This is a genomic window from Konateibacter massiliensis, from assembly GCF_900184995.1.
Classification (GTDB): domain Bacteria; phylum Bacillota; class Clostridia; order Lachnospirales; family Lachnospiraceae; genus Lachnotalea; species Lachnotalea massiliensis.
In genome coordinates this window covers 813,672-828,387 of record NZ_LT860099.1, presented here as the reverse complement: position 1 = coordinate 828,387, position 14,716 = coordinate 813,672, and the positions used below count along the sequence as shown (strand labels likewise).

Genomic DNA, 14,716 nt, shown 5'->3' with positions numbered 1-14,716 from the left:
AATTATAAAATTTGAGATTTTATTGTATAGATATTAAGCGATATGTAAAAAATAGTTAATAACTATTTAATATTTGAAAAAATAGTTTTAGGTAATTTTTGGATAAATTATCCAAAATTGAAAAACAAAATTTATCTATTATCACTGTTAAAATTAAAAATTAAAAATTAGAAACTTGAATAAGTACCAAACATGATTATTTGTTATTGACACAAAAATTTGTTTTTTATATAATGCTAATCATGTTCGGACATTGAAATTTTAAAAATTATGAAAAGAGGAGTATGTATGCTAGGATTACATTCATTTCTTCAAGGTGTGTATGAGATGCTTACGAAGCTTACGAAGAAGAATTACAGGAGCTGTGCGATTGTGATGGTAGGAACTGTAGCTGTTGCAGTGCTGGCATTTAATTCAAATTCGTTTGGCGGTGGAGGCAAGAACAATACTACAACTTCAAGAAGTGTATTGACATCATCGGAAGACAGTACTGATGACGAAGAAATTGATACCGAAGCAAAAATACAAGCCGGAATTGAAAATGTGTTAGTAGCATTAGGCGATTCGGAAGAATACTCGAAGGACCAAAACTTGATTACTCCAGTTAAGTCCTACGAAGAGACCGAGGAAGAAGTTGCGAAAGACACGAGTGTGACAATGCCCAAAATAGAGTTATCCAGCCAAGATTACGATTGTTTATTGCGAATTGTTGAGGCGGAAGCGACCGGAGAAGACTTAAAAGGAAAGATATTAGTTGGAAATGTGATTTTGAACCGGGTAAAGAGTGAGGGGTTTCCGAATACCGTTAGGGAAGTGGTATTCCAAAAAGAGGGTGGGCATGTGCAATTTTCACCAACAGCAGATGGAAGATACGAGAGTGTTACCATCTCGGAGGAGACGAAAGAAGCGGTAGATAGTATAGTAGCAGGTGTGGATTATTCACAGGGAGCCTTATTTTTCTCTGCCCGCGACAAAGCGGACCCAACCAATATGAGTTGGTTTGATACCAATTTGAAATGGCTGTTTGTATACGGCGGTCATGAGTTTTACACGGTTAAGTAAAGTTTTAGGAAAACCTAAGTGGGAGTGAAAGAAAAGCTCACACTTTTTAGAAATATGGGAATATACTTAAAATTAACTTGTAGTGTAAACGCAGGTATGTTATAATTTTTTGCAGTAGGCATATTTAGCCATGTGAATCAAAGTGTCAAAAGTATCTTTTGGCACGTAGATTCAACTGTAAAAGATTAGAGAAAAGGAATGATAAAAATGGATTTACTTTACAAAAGTACCAGAAGTGAAAAGGAAACAGTAACAGCTTCACAGGCAATCTTGAAGGGGCTTGCGGATGACGGTGGACTATTTGTACCGACCAGTATTCCAAAGCTAGAGACAAACATGAGCGACTTGTCAGAAATGACATATCAGCAGGTTGCATATGAAGTCATGAGACTATTTTTTACTGACTTTACAGAAGAAGAGTTAAAGTCATGTATTGATAAGGCATATGATGCCAAATTTGATACAGAGGAAATTGCTCCGATCGTAAAGGCCGACGGTGCATACTTTTTAGAGTTATTCCATGGTGCCACGATTGCATTTAAAGATATGGCATTATCAATCCTTCCTCATTTATTGACAACTTCAGCGAAGAAGAACCAGGTTAAGAATGAAATTATTATTTTAACCGCAACATCAGGAGACACCGGAAAGGCTGCTTTGGCAGGCTTTGCAGACGTGCCGGGCACAAAGATAATTGTTTTCTATCCGAAGGATGGCGTAAGCCCGATTCAGGAAAAGCAGATGGTAACACAGAAGGGTGACAACACCTTTGTAGTTGGAATTAACGGTAATTTCGATGATGCGCAGACAGGTGTAAAAACCATGTTTGGTGATAAGGAATTGGAAAAAGAGATGGAGAAAGCGGGATACCAGTTTTCTTCTGCCAATTCAATTAACATCGGACGTTTGATTCCTCAGGTTGTTTATTATGTTTATGCTTATTCCAGATTGCTGGCAAACGAAGAAATCTGTGACGGAGAGAAGATTAACGTAGTAGTGCCTACCGGTAATTTCGGCAATATCTTGGCAGCTTATTATGCAAAAAATATGGGCTTGCCGATTGAGAAGCTGATTTGTGCCTCCAACGATAATAAAGTGTTATATGATTTCTTTGCAACAGGAGAATATAACCGAAACAGAGAGTTTATCCTGACATCATCACCGTCAATGGATATTTTGATTTCCAGTAACTTAGAGAGATTGATTTATAAAATCGCAGGAAGTGATTCTGTGAAGAATCAGGAACTGATGTCCTCTTTAAGCAAGACTGGTAACTATGAGATTACTGCAGAGATGAAAGCTCAGCTTGCTGACTTCTACGGAAATTATGCAACTGAGGAGGAAACTGCACAAGTAATCAGTAAGATTTATGAAGATACTAATTATGTGATTGATACGCATACGGCTGTTGCGGCAGGCGTTTATATGAAATATAAGATGCAGACAAAGGATAAGACCAAGTCATTGGTGGCATCCACTGCAAGCCCTTATAAGTTTACAAGAAGTGTTATGTGTGCGATTGATCCAGAATATGATTCTATGTCCGACTTTGAACTCGTAGATGAATTAAGCAAAATATCCGGAGTGGAAGTACCACAGGCAATTGAGGATATCAGAAGCGCTCAGATTCTGCATGACACAGTGTGTGAAGTAAATGAGATGCAGAGTGTAGTAAAGAAGTTTTTAAATATGTAACAAGAAAGTGTGAGCAAAGCTCACACTTTTTGCCCGAGCGGTTTGCGGAGCAACTACTTCCCCTCCGCGAGGTGCACATAAATAGAAATACCGGAGAGTTCGTTTGAATTCTCCGGTATTTTTTAAATTACGAACATAACATTTACAGTACCAAATGTGAAATGTATAGGTATGTAATAAAGAGGTGCCTGCGGCACAAACAGTACATCATTTTCAGTAAGAGGAGGCTGTAAGGATAATGCCTTGGAATAGTTATTGGAAATATTCACGGCAAACAGTCCGTTATTTAAGTTGATGAAGTCCTCCATCGAGGATTTTACATATTCATTATTTGAAGTAAAGCGTTCCCCTACGTATCTGGAAGCAAAAGCAATTAATGTGCTTTCGTCCATATCAAGTGCTGTGTGCAGGGAAAATTCACCTGTTATTTTCTGTGAAACGCACCACGTGATAGGATAGGCGCCGATTTTGACAATCGGATAAGGTGTAAAGTCATCACCTACAAAACGAATAATCGAATTAAACAATAACGTGATATAACAATACAGCATTTCTCGCAAATTATCGTCTTCTAACTCATCAAACTCATAAAATTCCCGTATCAACGCATTTACCTTTTTATTTTGCTCGTGAGAGAAATCCAAATCGGTAAGCTCATAAAGTGACTGATATTCCACCATAGCAGTCTGAAATTGCTCCATTGTCAGATATCCCTTATCAACAAGAAGCTGACTGAGAAGAAGATAGTCCGGTGTCTGAGCGTTTAAAAGATCATTAACCTGAGAATGGGTCAAAAAACCTTCCTCCACTGCAATTTCACCAAAACGTTTATCTTTTTGTGTCTGCTTAATGCGTACACGTTCTACGTCGTTTGCTGTCATGTAGCCGTTATGTATGGCGAGAACACCGAGCTTCATATGGATTGTATTTTTGTTTTGTATTGCCTCCATCAGCTGCTCTAATGTAATGAGATGTTTATTGAGAAGATAATTTCCAAAAAATTGAGTATACATTAATTGCTTCCCTCCCGCGTAGAAAAGTAAACCTCAATGACAGCCTCAATCAGATGGGCGTCAAAAGGCTTTTGAAGAAAATCCTTAGCACCAGCATAAATAGCATCCTTCAAATACTGATGTGTACCAACAGAAGAAAACATTACAATATAAGCATTCTGATCGTATTCGATGATTTCATTTGTCGCTTCGATGCCTGTCTTGCTCGGCATTATAATATCTAGAAAAACAATATCCGGTTTATGTTCCTTGTAGGCATCAATTGCCTCCTGACCGTTCATCCCCTCTATAACAGAAGTACAGTCATGTGAAGCAAAAAAATCTTTCATTTGTTTTCTAAATAAGATGGAATCATCGCATATCAGTACAGTAATATCTTTCAGATTCATATTAATTCCCCCTATTTTATAGAATTAAGTTTATTCCGTTCTGCTATTATTTTACAACAAATATCCAAATGTTTCAACGTAAATGAAAGATAAAAATATAAAATAATTCGAAAATTACAAAGAACGGGTATGTTTGTATAAAAAACGATATAGATATTGTAAAATATCGAAAAAATAGGTATAATCTTAATAGTAATTATTTCACATGAAGTTTGGAGGAAAAACGATGGAATTTGGCGGGATTATTGATGGTATTATACTTGCCTGTGGAGTGTATATGCTATATTCGGCTTATCTGATGAAAACGAAGGGTGAACTGAAGGTTGGCTGGCTTGTGAGTAAAAATGTTAATCTTCAGAAAAGCAAAGATTTGCCGGGATATATTAACTATATGTATCCAAGAGTGCTGTTTTTTGCCGTTTGTACATTAATTTATAGTGTTGTAGGGCTTTACAGCTCTTATTATGCGGCACTTGGAATGATACAGACTGTGACCTTTGGTGGATTTTTCGTTATAGTAGTATGGTTTGCCTATGTTTCGACAAAAGCAAGCAAAAAATATCTGTCAGCCTAGACAGTAAAAAAATAAAATGCAAACAGAGCAGACAAGCCCCTTATGGCAAAGAAAATAAGGAGCTGTCTGTTTTGTTATATTATGGAAAGAGCTTTTTGGATTTATAATTACTTAATGATATCAACACATGACTAACACAATTGTAAGCTATAGTAATAGCATTAAAGTGTAAAATGGAGGTTGCATATGAGTAAGATATTAGTGGTCGATGACGAAGATAGAATTAGAGCAATTATTAAGAAATATGCTGAGTTTGAGGGATATCAAATCGTTGAGGCGGCAAACGGCATGGAGGCTGTTGAAAAATGTAAGGCAGAGGATTTTGATGTGATGATATTAGACATCATGATGCCGGAGTTAGATGGCTTTTCGGCGTGTAGAGAGATAAATAAAATTAAAAAGATACCGGTTATTATGCTGTCTGCCAGAGGTGAGGAATATGACAGGATACATGGCTTTGAGCTTGGGATTGATGATTATGTTGTAAAACCGTTTTCACCGAGAGAATTGATGATGAGAGTGAAGGTCGTAATTTCAAGAAATGCAAAGGATACGCAGCAGGGAAGAGAAATCTTTTCAGCGGAAGGGCTGGAGGTTGATTTTACGGGAAGAACGGTTACCATTGACGGACAGAGGGTTGATATGACGCCGAAAGAGTATGATTTGCTGTTTTATATGGTGAAAAATAGAAATATCGCACTGACGCGCAATAAGCTTATCACAGATGTATGGGGCTATGATTATTTTGGGGAGGACAGGACGCTGGATACGCATGTAAAGCTGCTTCGAAGCAGCCTTGGAGAGTATAGGAAGTTCGTCGTTACACTAAGAGGGGTGGGATACCGCTTTGAGGCATGAAAAGCTAAGTCTTAAATGGAAGGTATTTCAGTATCTTTTAGGATTTACTGCGATTCTTTTGATACTATTATGGCTTTTTCAAACTGTTTATCTGGATTCTTTTTATACCGCGATTAAAAAAAATGAGCTGGAGCAGGCACTGGAGGTACTTCAGGGAAATCTGGATGCAGAGGATTTAGAAAGTACAATCAATACAATAAGTGAGGATTATGAGGTTTATATTTTAATCGGCAATGAAGACGGAAGAACGTTGTATTCTTCTGAATATTACCGCTCCTTTGCCAACAGCGTGATATCCAAGGAAAAGATTCAGGAATATTTTGAGCGAAGCAAAGAAGAGGGCGGCAGAATCGTCATAAACCACGAGGCGCCCGATACGATGGAGGAAATTATAGAAAACGCACCGATGCCTGGCATCGGCGAGGAAGAAACAGGAGCCAGACCGGACGATGCAGGAGATGACTCTTCCCGCGGTATACCGTCGGACATCCCTTCAGATGCCCCTCAAATCAGCCAGGAAGACAAGCCGAGAGATTTCGGAAACAAACCTCTTTTTAATTTTAGAGCGGGGGAATATCAAAATGTTACCTACGCGGATATTTCTACAGTAGACGGTGAGGAGTGCATTGTAATGGTAAATGCACAGCTTACCCCGGTAGATGCTACGGTTCATACGATTCAGGTACAGCTTATCTGTATCTCTGTGCTTATGATTTTATTGTCCTTAGGCATTGCGTTACTCGTGTCCAAAAAGATTTCACGCTCGATTGTGAAGGTGAATCAGACGGCAAAAGAGCTGGCAAACGGAGATTTTCAGGTGGAGTTTAACGGAAAGGATTACAAGGAAATCACAGAGCTTTCTGACACATTAAACTATACGGCAAAGGAGCTTGGAAGAGCGGAGAATCTTCAGAGAGAACTGATAGCAAATATCTCCCATGATCTTAGAACTCCTTTGACTATGATTATTGCGTATTCGGAGGTAATGCGGGATCTGCCGGGTGAAAATACTCCTGAGAATATACAGGTCGTCATTGATGAATCAAGGAGACTTACCAATCTGGTAAATGATATGCTGGATATTTCGAAATTGCAGGCAGGCGTAATGGAACAGAAAACCAAGGAGTATGACTTGACGGAGAGCATCAAGCAGATTATAACCAGATATGCGAAGCTTGTGGAACAGGACGGTTATGTAATTACTTTTGATTATAATGAAAATGTCTGGGTAGAGGCAGATGAATTCAAGCTTTATCAGGTCATATACAATCTGATTAACAATGCAATCAACTATACCGGCGATGACAAAAAAGTATCTGTAAAACAGCGTGTTGACGGAAACAGGGTTCGGATAGAAGTGACCGATACCGGAATTGGTATTGAGGAGAAGGACATAAAATATGTCTGGGAACGCTATTATAAGGTGGATAAGACTCATAAGCGGGCGGTTATGGGAACTGGGCTTGGGCTGTCAATCGTAAAGAATATACTGGTGCTTCACGAGGCAAATTACGGCGTGATAAGCGAGGTAGATCAGGGAAGCACGTTCTGGTTTGAATTAGAGTGGACGAAAACAAGTAAGAGCAACAGGGTAGAACGCGGTTTTGAGGAATAAACTTAAAAGTATAACATACAAAAAAAGCTGTCAATTGACAGCTTTTTTATATTGTAGAAAATTTTAATCACGTTCATGTAAAGGTCGGTATTCCGAATGCTTTGCAATACTTTTATAAGCAGGTCTTATAATTTTTCCATTATTTATAATTTCCTCAATACGGTGGGCACTCCAGCCGCTTATTCTGGAAATAGCAAAAATTGGTGTGTACAGCTCTAGCGGTAAATCAAGCATGCTATACACAAAACCGCTGTAGAAGTCTACATTAGCACTGACTCCCTTGTACATCTGCCGCTCTTTTGCGATAACGACAGGCGCTAGTTTTTCTACCATAGAGTAGAGCATAAATTCCTCGTTTCGTCCCTTTTCTGTAGCAAGACGCTCAACAAAGCCTTTGAAAATATCGGCTCTCGGATCAGAAAGAGAATAAACAGCATGGCCGATACCATAAATTAAGCCTGCTTTATCAAATGCTTCCTTGTGAAGGAGAGCAGTCAGATATGTAGAAATTTCTTCCTCATCAGACCAGTCTTTCACCTTTGTTTTCATATCATCAAACATTTTGATAACCTTGATGTTGGCACCGCCGTGGCGTGGACCTTTCAAGGAACCTAGTGATGCGGCAATAGCTGAATAGGTGTCTGTACCTGTGGAAGTAACCACATGTGTGGTAAAGGTTGAGTTATTACCACCGCCGTGTTCGGCATGTAAAACCAATGCAATGTCTAATATTTTTGCCTCCAAAGGCGTATATTTGCTGTCCGGTCTGAGAATATAGAGAATATTTTCAGCGGTGGAAAGCTCCGGCTGTGGTGCGTGGATATAGAGACTGTTTCCGTCATGATAATGACTGTATGCTTGATAGCCGTATACGGACAATAGTGGAAATAAGCTGATTAATTGGAGACATTGACGAAGTACATTTGGCAGAGAAGTGTCATCTGCGTTATCGTCGTAAGAATATAAGGTCAATACACTTCGGGCAAGGGTGTTCATCATATCCTGACTTGGTGCTTTCATAATAATATCCCTTACAAAGCTTGTGGGCAGTGTCCTATAATTCGCCAGTACTGTAGTAAAATCAATGAGTTCTTTTTTGGTAGGCAGTTTTCCGAAGAGAAGAAGATAGGTTACCTCTTCAAATCCAAAACGGTCATCGTCGATAAAGCCTTTTACGATGTCCTCCACATCAATTCCTCTGTAGTATAATTTTCCTTCGCATGGAACAAGCTCGTGGTCTTCGATGGTATAAGCCTTTACCTCTGCAATGTCTGTCAGACCGGCTAATACACCCTTACCATTAATGTCGCGCAAACCTCGTTTTACTTCGTATTTTGTATATAAGCTCGGGTCAATCTGACCGGTACTGGTACAAAGTTTTGATAAATCAAGGATGGTATCAGTTATTTTTGATAGGCTGTTTACATTCATTGTTGTTCCCCCTTTGTTCAAGTATTAATTTAAGGTATAAAATTATATACTTTTCCATGATAGCATAAAAAAGCCACTTTTTACAAGGAAAAATTATGTTTATTGCAAAAAACGTTGTTAAAATTATGGGGAGTGTGGTAAGATAAATTATCAGAAGTGTTGTTACTCTGATAATAAAAATTATGTATAGCAATAAATGGATTTTAGCTGCGAGGAAATGGTAATGAGATGGTATCGTAAGTTATATGTTGGAAAAACTGCGAAAAAAAAACGATATGAAATTGTCTGGAAGGTAAAACATGGTGCAGGAATGTTAGATGTATATCTGATTACGCTGGCATCCAATGAAGAAAATCTTTTGGATATATGGAATTCTTCCGTCTTTTTGCAGCCGTATTACAGAAAACAGGATTTTTTCATTGTGGGAATTGCCTGCGGTTATGACGAAGCGGTGGAGCTGGCAGCAAAAATTGTGGAGGAACTCTATCAGAATACGGGCGATTTTCGAATTAGGCAATATATAACGAACGAACGGTAGGAGTAGAATATGCTGCATGTATTATTGGTTATACTAAAGATAATCGGTATTGTGTTACTAGCTTTGTTACTTCTTGTACTTTTTTTGCTCGCACTTGTTTTATTTGTACCGGTCAGGTATCAGGCATATGCCGTCAAGGGAACTGAGATGCATGCGAAGGTGAACGCTTCATGGCTGCTTCATTTTCTTCATTTTAAACTTTATTGGGACGAGGAAGGGCTGACCAATAGCTTTCGGATTTTGGGCATTCCCGTTGAAAGCTGGAAAAGCTTTTTCGGAAAAATAAAAGTGTTTTTTACAGGGAAAAAGCGAACCAAGAAAGGTGCCAAAAAGAAGCCGAAGGAAAAGCGCAGGCGTCAGGCGGACAAAGATAAGCCAGAGATAAAGCAGATTAGTCAGCCGGACGAGGATAAACCGGAAGCAGGGCCGACAGACGAAGCTGTATCAGAAGAAAAGCAGGCTGCCAGGATAGATGCGGATGGACCGGAGATAAAGGAAATCAGCCGAACTGGAGAAGACAAGCAGGAAAAGAAACCGGAAGATAAGATAAAGGGCAAGGCAGAAGAAAAAGTACCGGTGCCGAAAGCCAAAAAAAGGAAGATTAATTTTTCCATTAAAAAAATTATTGATAAGATAAAAAGATTTTTTCAAGCGATAAAAAATTTCTGGAACAAAATGAAACAGATCGCGAAAAACATAAGAGAGAAGCTGAGAGAGGTGCAGGAGTTTTTGACGGATGAAGGAAACCGTCAGGCATTTTCCCTTGCAAAAGACCAGCTTATTATAGCCCTTAAGCATATCAGACCAAGAAAATATAAGGTTAATTTAAAATTTGGTACAGGTGACCCGGCTTTAACGGGACAAATTCTCGGCATTTTCGGAATGTTGATGCCTCTTTATAAAAACAATGCACATATTGTACCGGATTTTGAGGAAACTGTTTTAGAGGGGGATGTCTATATGAGAGGCAGAGTAACCCTTGCAAGGCTGCTGCTTATTGGGTGGAAATTATATCGAGATGAAAACGTAAAACGATGCTATAAAATGATAATGGATTAGGAGGAACAGACATGTCGGCAGATAATAGCTTTAGTACAACAATGGGGTCACTTTTTAAAGGAATGGATAGCTTTATCACAAGCAAAACAGTGGTGGGCGATGCAATTACGGTGGGAGATACCATCATTCTTCCGCTTATTGACGTTTCATTCGGCGTTGCGGGCGGTGCTTTTACAGACGACGGAAAGAAGAACAACGGCGGCGGCGGTATGGGCGGTAAGATGTCACCAAGTGCCGTGCTGGTGATTCAAAACGGACACACAAAACTGGTTAACATAAAAAATCAGGACGGTGTTACAAAAATATTGGATATGGTGCCGGATTTGGTAAACAAGTTCACGGGAGGAGCTTCTAAGCAGGACGTGAATATGAATAAGGATATTGAGGATGCAATCAAATCCACTGCATCTGAAGCAAAAGAGTAAGATACAAGTGAACAAATACTTTGTCGCGCCGAATGCAATCACGTAGTGATATCGTCCTCTTGCATTCGTGCGCATAAATAGTATGTTCTATGATAGGAAATTCTTTCGAATTTCCTATCATAGAACATAGCACTCTACTTGAAAAATCGGTAAGAGTGTGCTATTCTTTTTATGGAGCGGTATTCGTTGAAACTGCATCTGATGAAGAACTAAATGTCACCTTGGTTGTCCTGTTATTTTGGAAGCAAAGAAGCTTGTATCTGCGGAACAAGACTTTATGGGCTTGAAGTAATCGGAATAATCGTCTTATATCTGGTTTTATTTAGTGAACCATCATATGATTTTTGATAATACAACTCCAAAATAAAATTTTGGAGGTTTTTTTATGAAAAATTCAGTCGTAACATTTCAGGAAGCAAAAAATAAGAAAGAAAAGATAACGATGCTCACCGCTTATGATTATTCCACGGCAAAGCTGATGGATGAAGCGGGAGTGAATGCTGTTTTGGTCGGCGATTCACTGGGGATGGTTATTTTAGGTTATGAGGATACCATATCTGTCACAATGGAGGATATGATACATCATTCCAAAGGGGTTGCAAACGGCTGCAAGAATGCCCTTGTTATCGCGGATATGCCGTTTTTATCCTATCAGACATCCGTCTATGATGCAGTTGTCAATGCGGGACGGCTTTTGAAAGAGGGAAGAGCAGGAGCTGTTAAGCTTGAAGGTGGTAGAGAAGTGGCAGAGCAGGTTAAGGCGATTGTCAATGCCTCGATACCCGTTATGGGGCATCTAGGGCTTACACCCCAGTCAATCAATGCGTTTGGCGGCTTTAAGGTGCAGGGGAAAAGTGAGAAGGCAGCGAAGAAACTTTTGGAGGATGCGATGGCACTTGAGGAGGCAGGAGCCTTTGCAATTGTTCTTGAATGCGTACCCGAGGCGCTCGCGAGGCTTATTACAGACAAAATCTCTATTCCTACGATAGGAATTGGCGCAGGGGCAGGATGTGACGGTCAAGTGCTTGTTTATCAAGATATGCTTGGTATGTTTTCGGATTTCACACCTAAGTTTGTAAAGCGGTTCGGTAATGTGGGAGATGAGATGAAAAAGGCATTTGCCGCATACCAAAAGGAAGTTCGTGAAGAGAGCTTTCCGGCAAAAGAGCATTGTTATCAGATTGATGATGATGTGATAGCGAAATTATACTAGGGAGGATTTTGAGATGATAATTGCAAGGACGATACAAGAGGTAAGAAATCAGGTAAAAGAGTGGAAGAGAGAGGGGAAAAGTGTTGGCTTTGTCCCTACCATGGGATATTTGCATGAAGGACATGAAAGCCTGATCAGACGGGCGGATGAAGAAACCGATAAGGTGGTTGTCAGTATTTTTGTCAACCCGACACAGTTTGGCCCCACGGAGGACTTAGAGAGCTATCCGAGAGATTTTGAGCGAGATAAAAAAGTATGCGAGGAAGCAGGCGCTGATTTGATTTTTCATCCGGAGCCGGAGGAGATGTACGAGAAGGCAAACAGCACCTATGTAGGCATAGAGGGACTTACAAAGGAGCTTTGCGGAAAATCCAGACCGACACATTTTCAAGGCGTGTGTCTTGTCGTGAGCAAGCTGTTTCATATCGTGGCGCCTGACAAGGCGTATTTCGGGCAAAAGGATGCTCAACAGTTAGCGGTTATAAAAAGAATGGTCAGGGACCTAAATTTTGATGTTGAGATTATCGGCTGCCCAATTATAAGGGAAACAGACGGACTCGCAAAAAGTTCCAGAAATACATATCTTTCCAAAGAGGAGCGAAAGGCAGCGGTCGTGTTAAACCTCGCGTTGACGGAGGCGAAGAAAGAAATCGAGGCAGGAGAGAAGAGTGCTTTAAAAATAAAAAGTCATATTTGTGACATAATAGAGAAGGAGCCTCTTGCAAAAATTGATTATGTAGAACTGGTAAGTTTTGATACGATTGAGCCGGTTGAGATAATCGAAGGAAATGTACTCGTGGCAATCGCGGTATACATAGGAAAGACGAGGCTGATTGATAATTTTATTATGGAAAAAGCGGAGGTGTAATTGTGACAATCACCATGTTAAAGTCAAAGATACACAGGGCAGTTGTGAGACAGGCAGAGCTGTCCTATGTGGGAAGTATCACGATAGATGAAGATTTATTAGAGAAGGCAGGAATACTCGAATACGAGAAGGTGCAGATTGTAGACGTGGAGAACGGAAACCGCTTTGAAACCTATACCATAGCAGGGGAGAGAGGCAGCGGTATGATTTGCTTAAACGGAGCGGCAGCAAGATGCGTTCAGGTGGGCGATCATGTCATTATCATGTGCTACGCCCAGATGGACGCGGCTGAGGCAAAGGAGCATAAACCTAAGGTATTATTTGTAGATGAGGAGAACAAAATAGTACAAGAGACGAATTATGAGAAACACGGAAAACTTTCCGATATGCTTTAAAGTATGATATTATAATCGCGCTTAGCGAGGTGTTTTCGAGCTTAGCAAGATATATACCTAAATCCTTAGCGAGGTATTTCACGAGCTTAGTATTTATGGTATAATTATGAAATAAAAAAGGAGATGATAGAATGCTAAAAGGCAAAACCGTTATATTAGGAGTAACTGGAAGCATTGCGGCATATAAAATAGCAAGTCTTGCAAGTGCGCTTGCGAAGCTTCACGCGGATGTGAACGTCATTATGACGAAAAATGCCACTAATTTTATAAATCCGATTACCTTTGAATCCTTAACCGGAAATAAATGCTTGGTTGATACATTTGATCGTAATTTTCAATATCAGGTAGAGCACGTCTCACTGGCAAAAAAAGCTGATATATGTATGATTGCCCCGGCAAGTGCAAATGTGATTGGGAAGCTGGCAAACGGAATAGCAGATGATATGCTGACGACTACGGCACTCGCATGTAAGTGCAAGATAATCGTAGCTCCTGCTATGAACACTAATATGTATACAAATCCGATTGTCATGGACAACATGGAAAAGCTGGAGCGCTATGGCTTTGAAGTGATTCAGGCAGACAGCGGATATTTGGCATGTGGTGATACAGGAGCGGGAAAAATGCCAAGTCCGGAAACGCTTCTTGAATATATTTTAAAGGAAATCGCCTGCAGCAAGGACATGCTTGGAAAGAAGGTTCTTGTCACAGCAGGTCCGACGCAGGAGAGCATCGATCCGGTGCGCTTTATCACCAACCACTCCAGTGGTAAAATGGGCTATGCTATCGCAAAAAACTGTATGCTCAGAGGTGCAGAGGTCTTGCTTGTCACAGGAAGGACGCACATTGACACTCCGCTGTTTGTAGAAACAATAGAGGTAGAGAGTGCCAAGGATATGTTCGAGGCGGTGAAAGAGCGTTACAAAGAGATGGATGTCATTGTGAAGTGTGCAGCGGTAGCAGACTACACACCGGTTTACACAAGTGACAATAAGATAAAAAAATCCGATGGCGATATGCAGATTGATGTGACAAGGACAACGGATATCCTGAAATTTTTGGGAGAAAACCGCAGCGATAATCAATTCATTTGCGGGTTTTCAATGGAAACAGAGAATATGCTGGAAAATTCCAAGATAAAGCTTCAAAAAAAGAACATTGATATGATTGTGGCAAATAACTTAAAGGAAGCGGGAGCAGGTTTTGGCACGGACACCAATATTGTGACGGTGATTACCAAGCAGGAGAGTAAGAGTCTTCCGATTATGACAAAAGAGGAAGCAGCTCAAAATATTGTAGATGAAATTTTAAAAAACTATAATGGTATGAAGCAATTCTGCATATAATAGGGTAAGCAAGATTCTGGGATGGAGTAATGAAAAGATTAATCGGCTTTATTCTATTTTGGATGGCATTTGGAATGTTCTTGATGCTATTACTCCAAAGCGACTTATTAGGGTGGATACTTGTTTTTGGATTTTTAGTGTTGGGATATAACCTATTTTGCTGTTGAAAAAATTTAAGATAAAAAAAGGCACATATAAAAAGGTTTAAACAAATCTTTTTATATGTGCCTTTTTG

The 14,716-nt window shown here is 39.8% G+C and carries 15 protein-coding genes; 12 read left to right on the top strand and 3 right to left on the bottom strand.

The window, feature by feature from the left end; translation table 11 throughout:
- Positions 1-288 precede the first annotated feature (288 nt).
- Both CTY48_RS19880 and thrC read left to right on the top strand, forming a co-directional pair.
- Positions 289-1,062 (top strand): cell wall hydrolase, encoded by a 774-nt coding sequence (locus CTY48_RS19880; protein WP_236354870.1) that lies wholly within the window; start codon positions 289-291, stop codon positions 1,060-1,062.
- A 207-nt stretch (positions 1,063-1,269) separates the two neighbouring features.
- The gene (gene thrC, locus CTY48_RS09640) at positions 1,270-2,757 is read left to right on the top strand and encodes a threonine synthase (protein ID WP_099470119.1); all 1,488 of its coding nucleotides are present in this window, start codon (positions 1,270-1,272) and stop codon (positions 2,755-2,757) included.
- 122 nt (positions 2,758-2,879) lie between these two features.
- On the opposite strand, the gene CTY48_RS09635 is transcribed toward thrC, so the two are convergent.
- Both CTY48_RS09635 and CTY48_RS09630 read right to left on the bottom strand, forming a co-directional pair.
- A complete protein-coding gene (locus tag CTY48_RS09635; RefSeq protein WP_099468290.1) occupies positions 2,880-3,770 on the bottom strand; it encodes a chemotaxis protein CheX in 891 nt (296 codons plus the stop codon).
- Positions 3,770-4,159, bottom strand: a complete 390-nt coding sequence (locus CTY48_RS09630) for a response regulator (protein WP_099468289.1) — start codon at positions 4,157-4,159, stop codon at positions 3,770-3,772. Before CTY48_RS09630 ends, CTY48_RS09635 begins: the two co-directional genes overlap by 1 nt.
- Before the next feature lie 226 nt (positions 4,160-4,385).
- Between CTY48_RS09630 and CTY48_RS09625 the strand changes: the two genes are divergently transcribed.
- The 3 genes from CTY48_RS09625 (at position 4,386) to CTY48_RS09615 (ending at position 7,206) form a co-directional block, all read left to right on the top strand.
- Positions 4,386-4,733, top strand: a complete 348-nt coding sequence (locus tag CTY48_RS09625; RefSeq protein WP_099468288.1) for a hypothetical protein — start codon at positions 4,386-4,388, stop codon at positions 4,731-4,733.
- A gap of 186 nt (positions 4,734-4,919) precedes the next feature.
- Complete coding sequence (locus tag CTY48_RS09620) at positions 4,920-5,591, top strand: response regulator transcription factor (protein ID WP_099468287.1); 672 nt, start codon at positions 4,920-4,922, stop codon at positions 5,589-5,591.
- Positions 5,581-7,206 (top strand): HAMP domain-containing sensor histidine kinase, encoded by a 1,626-nt coding sequence (locus CTY48_RS09615; protein ID WP_099468286.1) that lies wholly within the window; start codon positions 5,581-5,583, stop codon positions 7,204-7,206. Before CTY48_RS09620 ends, CTY48_RS09615 begins: the two co-directional genes overlap by 11 nt.
- Positions 7,207-7,269: 63 nt before the next feature.
- Here CTY48_RS09615 and CTY48_RS09610 read toward each other — a convergent pair whose 3' ends face one another.
- Complete coding sequence (locus CTY48_RS09610) at positions 7,270-8,637, bottom strand: citrate/2-methylcitrate synthase (RefSeq protein WP_099468285.1); 1,368 nt, start codon at positions 8,635-8,637, stop codon at positions 7,270-7,272.
- A 223-nt stretch (positions 8,638-8,860) separates the two neighbouring features.
- Here CTY48_RS09610 and CTY48_RS09605 point away from each other — a divergent pair, with 223 nt between their 5' ends.
- The 7 genes from CTY48_RS09605 (at position 8,861) to coaBC (ending at position 14,481) form a co-directional block, all read left to right on the top strand.
- The gene (locus CTY48_RS09605) at positions 8,861-9,175 is read left to right on the top strand and encodes a hypothetical protein (RefSeq protein WP_099468284.1); all 315 of its coding nucleotides are present in this window, start codon (positions 8,861-8,863) and stop codon (positions 9,173-9,175) included.
- Positions 9,176-9,184: 9 nt separating this feature from the next.
- Positions 9,185-10,234 carry a DUF2953 domain-containing protein gene (locus CTY48_RS09600; protein WP_099468283.1) on the top strand — a complete coding sequence of 350 codons (1,050 nt, stop codon included), beginning with the start codon at positions 9,185-9,187 and terminating at the stop codon, positions 10,232-10,234.
- 11 nt (positions 10,235-10,245) lie between these two features.
- Positions 10,246-10,659, top strand: coding sequence for a GerW family sporulation protein (locus tag CTY48_RS09595; RefSeq protein ID WP_099468282.1), 414 nt, complete (start codon positions 10,246-10,248; stop codon positions 10,657-10,659).
- Positions 10,660-11,044: 385 nt separating this feature from the next.
- A complete protein-coding gene (gene panB / locus CTY48_RS09590; protein ID WP_099468281.1) occupies positions 11,045-11,872 on the top strand; it encodes a 3-methyl-2-oxobutanoate hydroxymethyltransferase in 828 nt (275 codons plus the stop codon).
- 13 nt (positions 11,873-11,885) lie between these two features.
- A complete protein-coding gene (gene panC / locus CTY48_RS09585; protein WP_099468280.1) occupies positions 11,886-12,740 on the top strand; it encodes a pantoate--beta-alanine ligase in 855 nt (284 codons plus the stop codon).
- A gap of 2 nt (positions 12,741-12,742) precedes the next feature.
- Positions 12,743-13,135 carry an aspartate 1-decarboxylase gene (gene panD, locus CTY48_RS09580; protein ID WP_099468279.1) on the top strand — a complete coding sequence of 131 codons (393 nt, stop codon included), beginning with the start codon at positions 12,743-12,745 and terminating at the stop codon, positions 13,133-13,135.
- A 131-nt stretch (positions 13,136-13,266) separates the two neighbouring features.
- Positions 13,267-14,481 carry a bifunctional phosphopantothenoylcysteine decarboxylase/phosphopantothenate--cysteine ligase CoaBC gene (gene coaBC, locus CTY48_RS09575; protein WP_099468278.1) on the top strand — a complete coding sequence of 405 codons (1,215 nt, stop codon included), beginning with the start codon at positions 13,267-13,269 and terminating at the stop codon, positions 14,479-14,481.
- Positions 14,482-14,716 lie beyond the last annotated feature (235 nt).